The organism is Bacteroides sp. Phil13 (assembly GCF_001940965.1).
Lineage (GTDB): Bacteria > Bacteroidota > Bacteroidia > Bacteroidales > Bacteroidaceae > Bacteroides > Bacteroides intestinalis.
On the sequence record NZ_MSHA01000028.1, the window covers coordinates 1 to 15,668 of the forward strand.

The 15,668-nt window shown below is 43.3% G+C and carries 11 protein-coding genes; 7 read left to right on the plus strand and 4 right to left on the minus strand.

From position 1 onward, the window contains the following. The coding region (locus BWI44_RS04320; protein WP_286812037.1) for a SusC/RagA family TonB-linked outer membrane protein at positions 1-3,055 on the plus strand (3,055 nt) is incomplete at its 5' end. A gap of 28 nt (positions 3,056-3,083) precedes the next feature. Then, positions 3,084-5,174: a RagB/SusD family nutrient uptake outer membrane protein gene (locus tag BWI44_RS04325; RefSeq protein WP_007666539.1), complete on the plus strand. Its 2,091-nt coding sequence runs from the start codon at positions 3,084-3,086 to the stop codon at positions 5,172-5,174. 256 nt (positions 5,175-5,430) lie between these two features. Here the strand turns inward: BWI44_RS04325 and BWI44_RS04330 are convergent, their stop codons facing one another. Both BWI44_RS04330 and BWI44_RS04335 read right to left on the minus strand, forming a co-directional pair. After that, the gene (locus BWI44_RS04330) at positions 5,431-6,111 is read right to left on the minus strand and encodes an SGNH/GDSL hydrolase family protein (RefSeq protein WP_167507380.1); all 681 of its coding nucleotides are present in this window, start codon (positions 6,109-6,111) and stop codon (positions 5,431-5,433) included. A gap of 36 nt (positions 6,112-6,147) precedes the next feature. Continuing rightward, positions 6,148-8,187: a beta-galactosidase gene (locus BWI44_RS04335; protein ID WP_394368915.1), complete on the minus strand. Its 2,040-nt coding sequence runs from the start codon at positions 8,185-8,187 to the stop codon at positions 6,148-6,150. A gap of 237 nt (positions 8,188-8,424) precedes the next feature. Here BWI44_RS04335 and BWI44_RS04340 point away from each other — a divergent pair, with 237 nt between their 5' ends. From BWI44_RS04340 to BWI44_RS04355, 4 genes are all read left to right on the plus strand, one after another. Continuing rightward, positions 8,425-9,105 (plus strand): DUF4450 domain-containing protein, encoded by a 681-nt coding sequence (locus tag BWI44_RS04340; protein WP_007666531.1) that lies wholly within the window; start codon positions 8,425-8,427, stop codon positions 9,103-9,105. Further along, positions 9,102-10,523, plus strand: coding sequence for a rhamnogalacturonidase (locus BWI44_RS04345; RefSeq protein WP_044155128.1), 1,422 nt, complete (start codon positions 9,102-9,104; stop codon positions 10,521-10,523). The genes BWI44_RS04340 and BWI44_RS04345 overlap by 4 nt, the downstream gene beginning before the upstream one ends. Positions 10,524-10,580: 57 nt before the next feature. Then, complete coding sequence (locus BWI44_RS04350) at positions 10,581-11,708, plus strand: glycoside hydrolase family 88/105 protein (RefSeq protein ID WP_286812049.1); 1,128 nt, start codon at positions 10,581-10,583, stop codon at positions 11,706-11,708. A gap of 126 nt (positions 11,709-11,834) precedes the next feature. Next, positions 11,835-13,112, plus strand: a complete 1,278-nt coding sequence (locus tag BWI44_RS04355; protein ID WP_118296399.1) for a rhamnogalacturonan acetylesterase — start codon at positions 11,835-11,837, stop codon at positions 13,110-13,112. A 115-nt stretch (positions 13,113-13,227) separates the two neighbouring features. Here the strand turns inward: BWI44_RS04355 and BWI44_RS04360 are convergent, their stop codons facing one another. Beyond that, a complete protein-coding gene (locus tag BWI44_RS04360) occupies positions 13,228-13,893 on the minus strand; it encodes a Crp/Fnr family transcriptional regulator (protein WP_117706798.1) in 666 nt (221 codons plus the stop codon). Between the two features lie 175 nt (positions 13,894-14,068). On the opposite strand from BWI44_RS04360, the gene BWI44_RS04365 reads away from it, so the two are divergent. Beyond that, the gene (locus tag BWI44_RS04365) at positions 14,069-14,665 is read left to right on the plus strand and encodes a MarC family protein (RefSeq protein ID WP_117706768.1); all 597 of its coding nucleotides are present in this window, start codon (positions 14,069-14,071) and stop codon (positions 14,663-14,665) included. Between the two features lie 305 nt (positions 14,666-14,970). Here BWI44_RS04365 and BWI44_RS04370 read toward each other — a convergent pair whose 3' ends face one another. Further along, the gene (locus BWI44_RS04370; protein WP_195209257.1) at positions 14,971-15,624 is read right to left on the minus strand and encodes a rhomboid family intramembrane serine protease; all 654 of its coding nucleotides are present in this window, start codon (positions 15,622-15,624) and stop codon (positions 14,971-14,973) included. Positions 15,625-15,668: the final 44 nt, after the last annotated feature.

Sequence of the window (15,668 nt, forward strand, 5' to 3'; positions counted from 1 at the left end):
AGGAGCCGCCGCACAAAGCAAAACCGTTTCGGGTACTGTAATTGATCAAACCGGTGAACCGGTTATTGGTGCCAATGTTCTGGTTAAAGGCACTACTAATGGTGTGATTACTGACTTGGATGGTCGATTTACTCTTTCCAATGTACCTAATAATGGTACGATTTCTATTTCTTTTATAGGTTATAAAGACCAGGAAATTTCTGTTGCAGGAAAAACAAATTTCCAGGTGACATTGCAGGAAGATAATGCAATGTTGGATGAAGTAGTGGTAGTAGGTTACGGCGTTCAGAAGAAGAGTGACGTGACGGGTGCTTTGACACGCGTAGGGAGTAAGGAACTGAATGCAAAGCCCGTAAGCAATGCTTTTGAGGCATTACAAGGCAAGGCGGCAGGTGTGGATATTACTTCCAGTCAGCGTCCGGGTTCTGTAGGTTCTATTCGTATCCGTGGTAATCGTTCATTGAATGCCAGTAATACTCCGCTTTATGTCGTGGACGGTGTTCCTTTGAGTGCAGGGGGGATCGAGACACTAAATCCGCGTGACATTGAGTCGATTGACATTTTGAAGGATGCTTCTTCTACGGCTATTTATGGTTCGCGTGGTGCCAATGGTGTTGTGCTTGTCACTACCAAACGCGGTAAAGTAGGGCAATTTGCCTTAAATTACTCTGGAACGGTCACTATGGAAACTATAGAAGACAAGTCGCCTGTAATGAGTGCCAGTGATTACATTACTTGGAAGCGCTGGGCGTACTACAACAATAATCCGGAGGTTTACGCTCCCGGTAATGCGCCTACTTATGAGAACGACCAAAAAATCTTTGCGGGTGATACCTATGCTTTGAACAATGTAAACAAGGGCTGGGAAGGTAATTCTTGGGATGGTTCCAAAGTAAGCAATACCGACTGGACAGGCATCGTAACGCGTACAGGTATCACCCATGAACATACATTGAGCGCCACTGGTGGTAGTGAGAATCTACAAGGATCTTTCTCTTTCGGTTATTTAAATAACAAAGGTACGCAGAAAGGACAGGAATATGAGCGTTTTAATCTGGCTGCAACTGTAGATATTACACCGAAACCTTGGATTAAAATAGGAGCATCGATTAATATGTCGTTTGCAGACCAACAGTATGGTGTGGATCGTATGGCCGGTACGAATAACGGCCCCGGTGATATTTACGGACTGGCCAAATCCATTCCTCGTTATGCTGTACCATACGATGATGAAGGAAATGTGATTGCTACGCCGCATACCGAATCACGTACTTATACGGTAGTGGATGAATGGAAGAAGGTGAACGATGATCGTGAAAATTATCGTGCATTGGCTAGTTTTTACGCACAATTGGATTTCGGCAAGATGTGGAAACCGTTGGAAGGTTTGAGCTATAAGTTTGCTTTTGGTCCTGATTTTCGTTACAATCGCAATGGTATCTTCCGCGACAGTTCATCGGCATCCCTTGCCGGTTCAACGAATTATGCCAGTTGGGGGTCTAACCGTTATTTTTCCTGGACGCTGGACAATATGATTCTCTATAACCGCCAGTTTGGCAAGCACAACATCGGCGTGACATTGTTGCAGACAGCTTCAAAGAATAACCATGAAAGCGGTTCAATGAGTGCATTGGATATCCTTGTTCCCGAAATGCTATGGAATAACATGGGGATTGTTGATGTTACGCAATCCCGTTACAAAGCAGGCATGGGTACCGGTTTGACCGAAAGCCAGATGGCATCCTACATGGCTCGTATAAACTATTCGTTCAATGATCGCTATCTTTTGACTGTATCAGGACGTTACGACGGTTCGTCAGTACTGGCGGCAGGCAATAAATGGGATTTTTTCCCGTCAGCCGCCCTTGGTTGGCGCATTAACCAGGAAGAGTTTATGCAAGACATTACTTGGATTGACAATTTGAAACTGCGTATTGGTGTAGGTACAACGGGTAACTCTTCCGTCAGCCCTTATGGTACATTGGGTGGAATCTTTACAGGTTGGATGCCATTTTCGACGGGTAACCAAATGATTTTTGTGACTAATGAGCCTTACTATGTAGATATGAGTAAGAAAGCCAATTCGATGGCTAATAGAGACCTGTCGTGGGAGAAAACTACACAGTGGAACTATGGTATTGATTTCGGATTCTTAAGTAACCGTATCAATGGTACGATAGACGTTTATCACTCCAAGACGAAAGATTTGTTGATGTCCGTAAATATTCCTACTCTGACAGGGTATCCTTCTACAATGCAGAATATCGGGCAGACAAAGAACTTCGGTGTGGACATTTCGTTGAATGTAACTCCCATCCGTACTGAGGATTTTGAATGGGTATCATCTCTCAATGCAGCTTATCAGAAAGAAGAGATTGTTGAACTGGCTAATGGCAAGAATGATATGATTGACAACACATGGTTCATTGGTCAATCTATAGGAGTCTTTTATGATTATGCTGCCGATGGTATCTGGAAAGAATCAGATGCGGCGGAAATGGCTAAGTGGAATGAGAAGGGAAGCAAATTCAAGGTCGGCATGGTGAAGCCGGTAGATCAGAATGGAGACTACCAGCTTGATGCCAACGATGATAAGATAATTTTGGGTAATAAGACCCCACGCTGGACGTTGGGCTGGAGTAACTATTTTACTTGGAAAGGTGTTGAATTGGGAATTGAATTGTACGGTCGTTTCGGTTACATGATTTCGACAGGAGGCGAGGCACAGGCCGGCCAGTTCCAGCAGCGTGAAATAGACTATTGGACACCGGATAATCCGAATGCCGAATGGCAGATGCCTATCTACGGTTCGGGTGACTCTTATGCCGGTCTGTTGGGCTATAAGGATGCTTCCTTCCTGAAACTGCGTAATATTTCTTTGGGGTACAACATCCCGCAAAACATTTGTAAAAAGATAGGTATCAATTCATTGAAAGTATATGTACAAGGACGTAATCTGGGTGACATCTATTCATCTATTGATTACATTGACCTCGATCTCGGTACGTCTTATTACAATCGTGGTGTTACGTTTGGCTTGAATGTAGGTTTCTAATCATTAATCATTAAACAAAAAAACGAATATGAAAAATACTAATAAAATATTATCGGGTATTCTTGCCGCTTCAATAATGTTTGGTACGACCTCATGCGGTGATGACTTCCTGAAAGAAAATGCAAACCATACTACTACGGATGCTTTGCTTGAAACTGGTGCGGGCGCATTGGCCATGGCTGCCGGTCTTTATGGTAACCTGCGTTGGCACTTTGGATACGAATGGGCTTATGCCATTACACTTTATGGTTGTGATGAATTTTCAATGGGATCAGACGAAACTTCGCTTGGATGGATGGACTATAATACGGCTGAAATGAATCCGGCAGGATCGTCGCGTCGAAACCATCCTTCGCCTGCAGATTTGTGGAACGAATTGTATTTTGGTATTGCAACGTGTAATCTACTGTTGCAAAAAGCTCCTCTCATAGCCAGTGAACAGGATCGCAATTCAGCCTTGGGGGAAGCTTATTTCTTGCGTGGATACAACTATTATCGTCTGTTCTGCCAATACGAGCGTTGCCCATTACAACTGGAACCTATTGATGTAAGTGCAGGCGTTCCACGTAACTTCAAGCTGTCTAGTGGTGAAGATGTACTGAATCAAGTCATTGACGACTTGCAGAAAGCGTATGATTTGCTTCGTACAGACGATTGGCGTGGTGCTGGTACGTGGACTAAATATACGGCTGCCCATTTCTTGGCTAAAGCTCTACTCTATCGCCAAAGCGAGCGTTGCACTTGGAAGAGTAATTATCCTGCAAAGACCGATCTTGACCGTGCCATCCGGCTCTGTGATGAAGTCATTGATGCGCGTGGCTTGGAAAAAGATTATAATAATTTGTATTCCAACTGGACAGGGGTGGACTGTAATATTGAAAAGTCGAAAGAAATCTTGATGTCGGCTTTGCATAACGATGCTTCGACTACTGTTGGCCGTTACGGAAATCGTACCTATAATTATTTCTCTTCGCAGTACAACACTTATTCAGGTGGCTATGTTCCCCGTGGTCAGTATATCGGCGACATGGAGTTCCAGCGTTGCCGTCCTACAGAATATACTTATGCTGTGTTTGATAATGTGAATGATTCTCGTATGTGGAAAACCTTTAAAACGGTTTATGGTATTTGCAATAACGTAGCAACGCCCGATTATGTTAAAGCTGAAAATGCGCCCACATTTGGCGATCAAGGAGTTCTCTTCTTGTTGAATAAGAAGGATGACACACGCTTTCGTAAGGATGAGTTTGGTCGTGCGGCTATTAAGCATACATTTGTCAATCCTGAAACGGGTAAATGGGTACCCAATGTAGCCCCGGTTTATGCTGAAGGTCAATATGTGATGAATACTTACGGTACATCGGCAGCCAATCGTTCTAATATGTTCTGTGGTATTAACAAAACAGCCGATGGTAGCCGTACCGGTGAAAAGGGGGATGCACACCGCGATGTAACGATGGCTCGTGTTGGTGAGACCTACCTTGTGAAAGCTGAATGTCAAGTACGTAATGGTGATGATGCAGGCGCATTGGCTACTATTAACTTGCTGCGCAAACGTGCTGAATGGAAAGCCGGTGAAGACCGTGAATATTATGTAGATGGTACTATTGCTTTCAAGAGTAACTCAACAGCTTCAGGCAATTGTGCAAAAGGTAACAAAGATGCCAATGGCGCTAAGTTGACGAATCAGCAGGCATTTGAATATTCGTTTATCCAGAAGAATTCTTATGTACTTTCTACGGGTGTGGAACGTCCGGTAGAAAGTGAATCGTGGAATGCATCTAGCCTTCAAATCTCCAGTTGGAACAACCTCCCTGCAGAAGACCAAGCTGTATTGAACGGAATGGGACTGAGTGTTAATACACTAGAAGGTAAGGTTAATTTTATTCTGAACGAACGTACTCGTGAATTATTGGGTGAGTGGAATCGCTGGGATGAACTGAGCCGCACGAAGACTCTTTATAAGCGTGCCAAACTTTTCAATCCTGAAACACTCTATATTCAAGAACATCATAACCTGCGTCCTATTCCTCAGTCGTTCCTTGATGGCTTGACTAATGACAATGGTGAACCACTGACAGATCAAGAAAAGAAGGATATGCAGAATCCGGGGTATTAATTTAGGGTATAGGATAATATAGTTTTGTTGATTTGTAAAGGGTTGTCCTCTGTAGGCAGATGAGGCAACCCTTTTCTTGTTTACTTGACATGATCTTGATTTTACACTTACTGGATGGCTCCACTGAGCATCTTCAAATAACAAAACATGATGCGAAAACGAGTTATATGTATCAAACCAATTTTGAACTGCTACTTACGATAAAGATGAAAAAAGGAAACAGCTAGGTGTTCCGGTCAAAGAGCCCACAGTGGCTTCAATACTGTAATATAAAGTTCTCCGCTACTTTCAGGAAGCGGGCATGGCCTTTTGCATTCAGATGTGCCGTGTCCTTCTCTCCCTGAAAATATATTCTTCTGAAAGTGTCATTGTCGGCATAGATACCTCCCTTCCTGGCGCAATCAAAGATGGGAATGCTGTAATTACCGCAGACTTCAACCATGGCGTCTACCACTTTCTCGGAGTCACTTTCCTTAAAGTTCTTACAGTTCCATCGGGTAAAGAAAAAGATTTTGGCTGTGGGATATTTCTCTACGAGGCCTTTGCAGAGTATTTCCAGCTTAGCTTTGAAATTATCTATTCCTCCGATGGAATCAAGCTTGAAAGCATCGTTGTGTCCTCCGATTACGATAACATAGTCGAGGCTGTCTGTCATCTCTTTATATCTTATGTACATGGCCTCGCCCCAGCGCGGGCTGGAATAAGCAATACTATTCCCATTCCTACCATAATTGAAGTATTCCATGCCATGTTTTTGAGCAAACGCATAGTGCCAGGTATTTTCAACAGGTTCTTTGTGGTTCTTCACATAACTGTCACCAATGACTCCGATACGTTTTCCTTTCAGATCATCCGTTTGCGAGTGAGTGTTTGCTGTCTGTGCAAATCCTGTGAGGGCGGACAGGCAGAAGATGATAAATAATAGTTTCTTTCTCATGATACTTATTGTGTATAAATAGATGCCGACTCTAAACTATTGCTTTGTTGCAAATACCAGTACTCCTGCCGTCGGAATATCTGTTGTTCCTATCAAAGTTTTGGTTCCTTCAGGAAGATTGAACTGATAGGGCTTGTCGCCATAATTGAGAACTATTCCCAAACCGTTGCGATATTCCATCGTTACTCCATACGGCAGATCCATTACAGATATATTCAGTTTTGCATAGAGCTTTTTGAGCACATCTCTTTCTAAAGTTCCGTCTGTGCTGTCGATTCCTACATAAGTGATAGTACCTTTACCAAGTTTGCGGGTGGTAATGGCCGGTTTTCCTTCATAAAATTCTTCGATATACTTTCCCCAGGTCTGGCAATCCTTACTTGGTTTCAGTATCTCTCCCCAGGTATTCCAGGGGTATTCTTTGCCATCCATAACAAACTTTCCCGGTTCTTCGGGGAGCAGAAGGTCGTAAAACTCTATTTCATTTCCCGTCAAATCATAGATCAGTGAACCGAAAAGTGCTTCAGGCAGACGGCCGTAACGGTCTTTCTGTGCTGTACGGCAGGTTAATACTAGATTACCACCATTCTTTACGTATTCAGTCCAACGGTCTACCAATGCTTTGTCTGCCATCTGATAGGCAGGAGCAATGACTACCGGATACTGTGACATATCTTTGCTTTCATTAATAATATCGACCGGAGCGCCGAAGCTTTTTAGCGTACGGTAATACTTGTCGATGTGTGCCATCGTGTTCCAGGTACGGTTCTGCTTCTGGCGTTCGATGCTCCATGCATTTTCGTGATTGAAAAGTATGGCGGTGCGACGGGCTTGGTAATCAGCGGGTTTCACATCACGTGCTTTTGCCTGTGTACGCAGTTGTTTCACTTCTTTGATGAATTGTTCGAATTCATGTCCTCCGGGGGTGATGGTAGTGCCGTCTGTGTTGGCAATTCCGTAATGATACTGTTCTGTTCCGTAAAGCGGCTGGCGGTAACGGTACGTACAAATGAAATCGCTTCCTCCTGCAAATACACTCCAGAGCCACAGGCGGACAGCTCCGGGAAGCGGTTGTGGATTAATACCTCCCCAATTTACTTGTCCCGGTTGCAGTTCCATTACTCCGTAAGTTCCTTGTACGGGGCGGAAGAAATCGTTGGCAAAGGCGATGCGTAACGGATTTCCCACCCGATATCCGCGACGTCCGATGCCTTCGTTATCGCCATAAACCATGTAGCGGGTATAGCTTACGAAATCCAGGTCGGGACTTCCACCAATATGGCCTTCATCATAGTTGGGGATATAATTGGTGGTAATCCATTGGTTGCGGGCATGCTTCTTAATCAGCAGGCATTGCTCATTCAGGAAGTCATTGGTTTGTCCGGCGGCAAAACGTCGGTAATCCAGTATTTGATGATGGTTCATAAACATCTGGGCAGTCTTGGGGAGGGTGATTTCGTCAAAGGTAGAATAAACTTCACTCCAGAAAGCAGTGCCCCAGGCATCATTCAGTTCTTTGATAGTATTGTGATACTTGTTTTTCAGGAAGTTGCGGAATGCTATTTCTGCCGCCTCACTATAATCGAACTGTACGGCAGGCTCGTTATCAAGCTGCCAGCCTACGATGCGTGGATCATTGCCGTAATGTTGTGCCAACTTTTCTATCATCTTGTAGGCGAGCTCCCGATATCGTGGAGAGGCGAATGATGCATGTTGGCGGGCACCGTGGTCGAGGACTGTACCATCTTCATACTTAATCAGGATTTCAGGATATTTGCGACTTAACCAGACGGGTGGGGTAGCGGTAGAAGTACACATCACTACTTTTAGTTTGTACTTGTCTGCCAAAGCGATTGCCTTGTCCAACCAGGCGAAGTCATATTTACCCTCTTCCGGTTCCAGTTGTGCCCAGGCAAATTCGGCAAAGTGGGTGAACTCAAAACCTAAGTCATGCATCTGCTTGAAGTCACGTTCCCATTGGCTTTCGTCCCAATGCTCGGGATAGTAGTAAACACCGGTCAGGGTGAGGTCTTTGTCATTGAACCATGTTGATTGTGCAAAGAGCATTTCGCTCATCAGGCATGCACAAAGTAGGGTGAAGATTTGCTTTTTCATGGATGTTTTTCTTGTTGGATTTATATGTACGCAAAGATAAGTGGCTCAGAAAAAAGAGCCTATGGAAAATAGTGCAATTTCCTGCAAAATAGGACTCTTTTAGATGAATTTCCATGTAAATGTACATGTTTCCATTTATTGAAACTGTGAAATGGCCTATTTTCGCAGCATGAATTAATTAACGGAATACTGGGTACTATGAGGAGAAGCATTACGATATTATTATTGTTAGTCCTTGTGCTGATGGAAGTGAAAGCACAGGTGCTTCCTTTCTGTTTGTCTAAAGGGTCGGGTACTTTCCGGTTTGGAATAGTAGCAGGTGATGAAAGCCGTTGGTTGGATGAATGTAATTTGAAGAAAACGGGAGACCGGATATATACCATAAAGGATGCATTGTTAGATAAGGGTGAAGTTAGGTTGGTAATATGTCCTTTGGCAGATACGAAGGGTTTTGTAATGGAGGTTTCCGGCTCCCGTTTACCCGAAAATATATCTTTGTGTTGGGCTTTCGGAGCCTGCAATGAAGATGAAACTCTTTCGAAAGAAGGAAATATAATCTCTCCCGGGGCTTGCCGGGACAATGTATTCAGTGATGAAGAGAATGTTGTCACTGTATATTATGGCGAAAGCATGGGTTTGCGGGTTACTTCGGGAATCATGCCTGTTGGTTCTGAACTTCGCTTGTCGGATGCCCATCGGCAGAAAACTCCACTTGAATTGTATCATTCGGGAAAGAAAACAGATGCTCCTGTACTTTCCGGTTTCTACTCCTGGACTGCGCAAGAGAATTGTTACTTCTGTTTCTATAAACAGAATGCCAAGGCGGATTATAATTACTTTATGTTACCGGAACTATTTCAAAAAGAAAATAAGAGATGAAACGTTTGGTTGTGCTCATATCGGTTTGTTGCTGCGTGCTGCTGATGCAGGCGTCCATCCATAATGTGAAAGATTATGGAGCCAGGGCCGACGGGGTGACTATTGATTCGCCTGCCATTAATCGTGCCATCTCTGCGGCTGCCGGTGAAGGTGGTGGTACCGTATATATCCCTGCCGGAGAATATGTCTGCTATTCCATACGGCTTGCCAGCCATGTTCATCTTTATCTGGAACAAGGTGCGCGCATCATAGCGGCATCGCCTACTCCGGAGGGTGGATATGATGAGGCTGAGCCGAACGAACATAACCGTTATCAGGACTTTGGTCATAGTCATTGGAAAAACTCCCTGATCTGGGGAATCGGCATTGAAGATGTGACTATTAGCGGTCCCGGACTAATCTATGGTCGTGGACTGACTCGTGAAGAAAGTCGTTTGTCGGGAGTGGGAAATAAGGCTATCAGCTTGAAGCTTTGCAAAAATATCACACTGAAAGATTTCTCTATGTTGCGTTGCGGACATTTTGCCTTGTTGGCTACCGGAGTGGATAATCTGAGTATTATCAACCTGAAAGTGGATACCAACCGTGACGGATTCGATATAGATTGCTGTAAAAATGTCCGTATAATGGGATGTAGTGTCAACAGTCCGTGGGATGATGCTATTGTATTGAAGGCATCCTACGCCCTCGGAAGTTTTAGGGACACGGAGAATGTGACGATTTCCGATTGCTATGTTACCGGTTACGACCGTGGAACGATGCTGGATGCCACATGGCAGCGCGATGAACCGCAGGCGCCCGATCACGGCTATGTAACGGGACGTATAAAGTTGGGCACTGAATCCAGTGGCGGCTTCAAGAACATTGCTATTACGAACTGTATCTTTGAGCGTTGCCGCGGTCTTGCCCTTGAAACGGTGGATGGCGGTCAGTTGGAAGATATTGTTATCAGCAATATCACAATGCGGGATATTGTGAATGCCCCTTTCTTCCTGCGCCTTGGCAAACGTATGCGTAGCCCCGAAGGTACTCCGGTAGGTTCAATGAAGCGTATTCTTATCAGTAATGTCAATGTATTCAATGCCGATTCACGTTACTCTTCCATTATCAGTGGGGTGCCGGGAGCATGGATCGAGGATGTAACTTTCAGCAATATCCATATTTATCATCAGGGAGGCTATACGGCGGAAGATGGCAAGCGTATTCCGCCTGAGAATGAAAAGACTTATCCGGAACCATGGATGTTCGGCATTATTCCGGCAAAAGGTTTTTATATCCGTCATGCACAGGGAGTGACGCTGGATAATGTACATTTCCATTATAAACAGCCGGATGGACGTCCTTTGTTTGTGACGGATGATGCCGAGGGAGTGGTGTACCGGAATATAACCGTGGATGGTGAAGGGTATAATAATTAGTGTGAAACAATAGGTAGATTAAGATATAGAACAGTATTAATGAGTAATAACCACATCATGAAAAAGAAATTGATAGGAGTTTTCCTCTTTGTGAGTCTTATTTGCGGGAGTGTCAGTGCACAAGGATTACCCGACAGAAAAGAGACACTTAAAACTTTGGTAAAAGTGAATGATTACTTCATGAAGAAGTATGCAGATTATCGTACGCCGTCTTATAATGGTATTATTCGTCCCAGCAATATCTGGACGCGGGGAGTATATTATGAGGGATTGATGGCGCTGCATTCCATTTTTCCACGGGAAGATTATTATAATTATGCTTATCAGTGGGCTGATTATCATAAATGGGGAATGCGCAACGGGAATATTACCCGTAATGCCGATGACCAGTGTTGCGGACAGGTTTATATCGATTTGTATAATATTTGCCCCAATCCGGAGATGATTAAGAATATCAAGATTAATATCGACATGGTGGTTAATACTCCGCAGGTAAACGATTGGTGGTGGGTAGATGCCATACAAATGGCAATGCCTATTTATGCCAAACTGGGTAAGTTGACAGGAGAGCAGAAATATACTGATAAGATGTGGGAATTATATAGCTATACCCGCAACGAGTATGCCAAGAATGGTCTGTTCAACCCTAAAGATGGACTGTGGTGGAGAGATCATGACTTTGTTCCGCCCTATAAAGAACCGAATGGAGAAGATTGCTATTGGAGCCGTGGCAATGGTTGGGCGTATGCTGCATTGGTGCGGGTGTTGGAAGAATTACCGGCAAATGAGGTACATCGTGCAGATTACATCAATGACTTCCTGGCTATGAGTAAGGCAATCAAGAAATGTCAGCGTAAAGATGGTTTCTGGAATGCGAGCTTGCATGATGAAACAAACTTTGGCGGTAAAGAAACGAGTGGTACGGCTTTATTTGTTTATGGAATGGCCTGGGGCGTGCGCAATGGGTTATTGGATAAGAAAGAATACCTCCCCGTATTGTTAAAAGCTTGGAATGCAATGGTACAGGATGCTGTTCATCCGAACGGTTGTTTGGGCTATGTACAGGGAACAGGAAAGGAACCTAAAGACGGTCAGCCAGTGACTTATGATAAAATACCTGATTTTGAGGATTATGGTATCGGCTGCTTCCTGTTGGCTGGGACTGAAGTGTATAAATTAAATTAATTAGTAACAGATTTCATAGATTATAGTATAATTGATTAAAAAGTCAATTAGGGGGAAGGAGGGACTGTGAAGTCGTTCCTTTTCTTTGCATAATAAATTGAGTAACTAGCATAAAATGAAAGAAATATGAGACGGATTTTTACATTGTTAATTTTAGGATTCTTGTTTGCTTCCGGTGTGGGAGCACAAAGTTATAAGTTCGACTTTACTTCTGGTAAAAAAGTGAAGGACGGATATATTAAGGTTACATCTACCGACCGGTATGATCAGGCAAAAGGCTATGGATATGACTTGTGTCCTTCTCCTGACGGAAAGAGTAAGGCTCCTTTCTTCTTTTCTATAGCCGTACCGGATGGGAATTATCATGTTACAGCTATTGTAGGCAGCAAACGCAATGCCGGAGAAACAACGCTTCGAGGAGAATCACGCCGTCTCTTTTATGAGAACGTGAAAACGAGAAAAGGGGAATTGCTACCCTGTTCCTTCACTATAAATAAGCGTGATATACATATCTCCGACAAAGAAGACGTGCGCATCAAGCCGCGTGAGCGTAGCAAACTGAACTGGGACGATAAGCTGACTTTAGAATTCAACGGAGATGCTCCCCAGTTAACAGAGCTGATTATTGAGCGTGTGGAAAGTGTGCCTACTATCTTCTTGTGTGGTAACTCTACTGTGGTAGATCAGGATAATGAACCTTGGGCCAGCTGGGGACAGATGGTACCTCGCTTTTTTACAGATAGCATTTGCTTTGCAAATTATGCTGAGTCTGGCGAATCCGCCAATACTTTCATTGGTGCCGGTCGTTTAAAGAAAGCTCTGACGCAAATGAAACCGGGCGATTATATCTTTATGGAGTTCGGGCACAACGACCAAAAGCAGAAAGGCCCTGGTAAGGGTGCTTTTTACTCTTTTATGACAAGTCTGAAAACTTTTGTAGATGAAGCTCGTGCCCGTGGTGCTCAACCTGTATTGGTAACTCCTACCCAAAGACGTCGTTTTGATGAAAATGGTAAGATAGAAAACACTCATTTGGATTTTCCCGATGCAGTACGTTGGTTGGCAGAAAAGGAAAATATACCTTTAATAGACCTGCATGCTATGACACGTGTCTTGTATGAGGCTATGGGAGTAGAGGAGTCTAAACATGCTTTTGTGCACTATCCGGCAAATACTTATCCCGGACAGGATAGACCATTGGCGGATAATACCCATTTTAATCCGTATGGAGCCTATCAGATTGCTAAATGTGTAATTGAAGGTATGAAGAAAGCCGGGTTGCCTGTTGTGAAGTTCCTGAGAGCAGATTACCAGGGATATAACCCGTCACAGCCGGATAATCGCGACTCTTTTAAATGGAATGACATTCCGTTTACGGAAGTGGAAAAGCCGGACGGTAACTAAAGAAGGTTTTAGAACATAAATTACGCGAATCATACAGATATTTTCTTTGATTCTTTAAAGAAATCAGTTCTGTATGATTCGCGTAATTTATATTCTGATACTTATAAAAAGACTTTTAGGGGATCAATCTTTCTAAGTCCGGAATCACTATTTCGCCTCGGTGTAGCTCCAGTAAGCCATTTTCCTGCATGCCATTCAATGCTTTCGATACATTCAGGCGTGTGTCATTAATAGCATTGGCAAGTTCCTCCATCTTTATTTTCAGTATCTTTTCTCCCGAGGGGCGTTCAATGTGTGAGAGTATAAAATCGGTGATACGTGCTTCAAGTCTTTCCGGAACTTCCGTCCACAAACGATTGTAGCAGGTTTGTGCCCGGTTACTGATAATATTCATATAGTTGAGTCGGAAGATTTCGTATCTGAACAAATCGTTCATCACAAACGCTTTACTGATAGTTACGGTATGCACTTCTGTATGGGCTACGTGAGTAGATACATAAGATGTATTCATACCGAACAAGGATTGGGGCTCGATCAGGTAAGGAGCCTGAAAGAACTCTGTAAAGGTGTAAGAATTATCTGTAGATGAGGTAGATGAAGCGATTTCCCCGTTTAAGATAAATACCAACTGTACACATGCTGTACCTTTTTTAACTAAGATTTCGCCCGCCTTATGCTTGGTGAAATGTAATTTTACTTTTCCCAATATACTGGTGAAGTCCTCATGGGCGAGTCCTTGAAATAGTGGCAATTGGAGCAGGGTGTCATACATCGTTTCCATATCTTTATCAACTTCTTGTTTGAAAACAAATGTAGGCATAATAGTTATTTACCGTAAACACTTTGCCTCTCTTTTTGTTTTTTTTATTATTTCTTAAACGTGCTATTCATTCAGGTAATTAAATCTTGCGGAATGCATAAAAATCGATTATCTTTGCAAAAAAAAGGAGGGACACATGTTTGCAGCATTTAACTTACAACAAATGATCAGTGCATTTATCGTACTATTCGCAGTTATTGATATCATTGGTTCTATTCCTATCATTATCAATTTGAAGGAAAAAGGTAAAGAGGTGAACGCATTGAAGGCTACGTTGATATCTTTTGCGTTATTGATAGGCTTCTTCTATGCAGGAGATATGATGTTAAAGTTATTTCATGTGGATATTGAATCGTTTGCCGTTGCGGGTGCATTCGTTATTTTCCTGATGTCTCTGGAGATGATTCTGGATATAGAGATATTCAAGAATCAGGGGCCGATTAAGGAGGCTACTTTAGTGCCGCTGGTTTTCCCGTTGCTGGCAGGTGCAGGTGCTTTCACTACATTACTTTCTCTTCGTGCGGAATACGCCAGTGTTAATATTATCGTTGCTTTGGTGTTGAATATGTTATGGGTATATTTTGTCGTTAGCATGACAGGGCGTGTAGAACGCTTTTTAGGTAAGGGCGGCATCTATATTATCCGTAAGTTTTTCGGCATCATTCTGTTGGCTATCTCGGTGAGGTTGTTTATGGCAAACATTACCTTGCTGGTGGAGGCATTGCAAAAATAGTCATGAAGCACGTGCCCGTGGACACATACAATCCGTAGGCGGTGTCACGGAAAAGGAAAAGTGTTCATTTCTTTCTGATAGGGTTGAAACAGACCGTTTCCCGGATTTCCTGTAGCTGAACTCTCGTCAGAGGGTATTCTGAAGGGGGGTAGCAATTTTTAGTAAATCTTCATCCGATTTTTAGTAAAACTCCAGTGGATTTTTACTAAAAACTGACCGAAGATTTAGTAAAAAAGAAAAGAGGCTTTAGTAAAGGTGTGAGGACGATATAAATAGTAATGATATTTCGTTGAGGGACAACCGTGTCAAAAAGCTTTCTCCTCTTCTTCTCCGGACTCTTCATCGGGTATTCCTTCCTCTTCTTCTTTTTCATCTGCAAACGGGTCCGGTCGTTGAGGCCCATACCCCATGAATGCTATGGCGCATATCGTTCCGGTTATCGCTCCGCTGAGATGTCCTTCCCAGGAAGTGGTTTCTTTGGCAAAGAACGGGAACATATTCCAGATAAGTCCGCCATAAAGAAAGGTGACTAATAAGGAAATCGCAATGAGTGGAACGTGCTTTCGAAGAATGCCGCTGAAAAATAGAAAGAATGCAAGGCCGTAAATGATTCCACTGGCTCCGATGTGCCATCCCGGTTTACCTATAAGAAAGGTGAGTGCACCGCATCCTATCCAGATGGCAAAGAATATATAAGAGGCAATGTGCCGGTAAAAGTAGAACAAGCACCACATCAGAAAGAGTAGCGGTAATGTATTTGCCAGTAAATGCTTCCAGCTGCCATGTACAAGCGGATGTGCGAAGATACCAAATACTCCTCTTTGCTCCATAGGATATACACCTAACCTCCTGAAATCCCAGTCCATGCCGACTTCAAGGAATTTTAGCAAGTAAAGAATAAAAATAAGGAATAACGGTATAACCGCTGCCAGAGCTATCCGGCGGATATCATGCTTCATGTTTCGTACAGGTTTCTGTTATTTTGGTACAATGCTACGAATAT

Coding starts and splice junctions, on each gene's coding strand:
- BWI44_RS04325 (WP_007666539.1), top strand. CDS start 3,084: ATGAAAAATACTAATAAAATATTATCGGGTATTCTTGCCGCTTCAATA.
- BWI44_RS04330 (WP_167507380.1), bottom strand. CDS start 6,111: ATGAGAAAGAAACTATTATTTATCATCTTCTGCCTGTCCGCCCTCACA.
- BWI44_RS04335 (WP_394368915.1), bottom strand. CDS start 8,187: ATGAGCGAAATGCTCTTTGCACAATCAACATGGTTCAATGACAAAGAC.
- BWI44_RS04340 (WP_007666531.1), top strand. CDS start 8,425: ATGAGGAGAAGCATTACGATATTATTATTGTTAGTCCTTGTGCTGATG.
- BWI44_RS04345 (WP_044155128.1), top strand. CDS start 9,102: ATGAAACGTTTGGTTGTGCTCATATCGGTTTGTTGCTGCGTGCTGCTG.
- BWI44_RS04350 (WP_286812049.1), top strand. CDS start 10,581: ATGAAAAAGAAATTGATAGGAGTTTTCCTCTTTGTGAGTCTTATTTGC.
- BWI44_RS04355 (WP_118296399.1), top strand. CDS start 11,835: ATGAGACGGATTTTTACATTGTTAATTTTAGGATTCTTGTTTGCTTCC.
- BWI44_RS04360 (WP_117706798.1), bottom strand. CDS start 13,893: ATGGAAACGATGTATGACACCCTGCTCCAATTGCCACTATTTCAAGGA.
- BWI44_RS04365 (WP_117706768.1), top strand. CDS start 14,069: ATGTTTGCAGCATTTAACTTACAACAAATGATCAGTGCATTTATCGTA.
- BWI44_RS04370 (WP_195209257.1), bottom strand. CDS start 15,624: ATGAAGCATGATATCCGCCGGATAGCTCTGGCAGCGGTTATACCGTTA.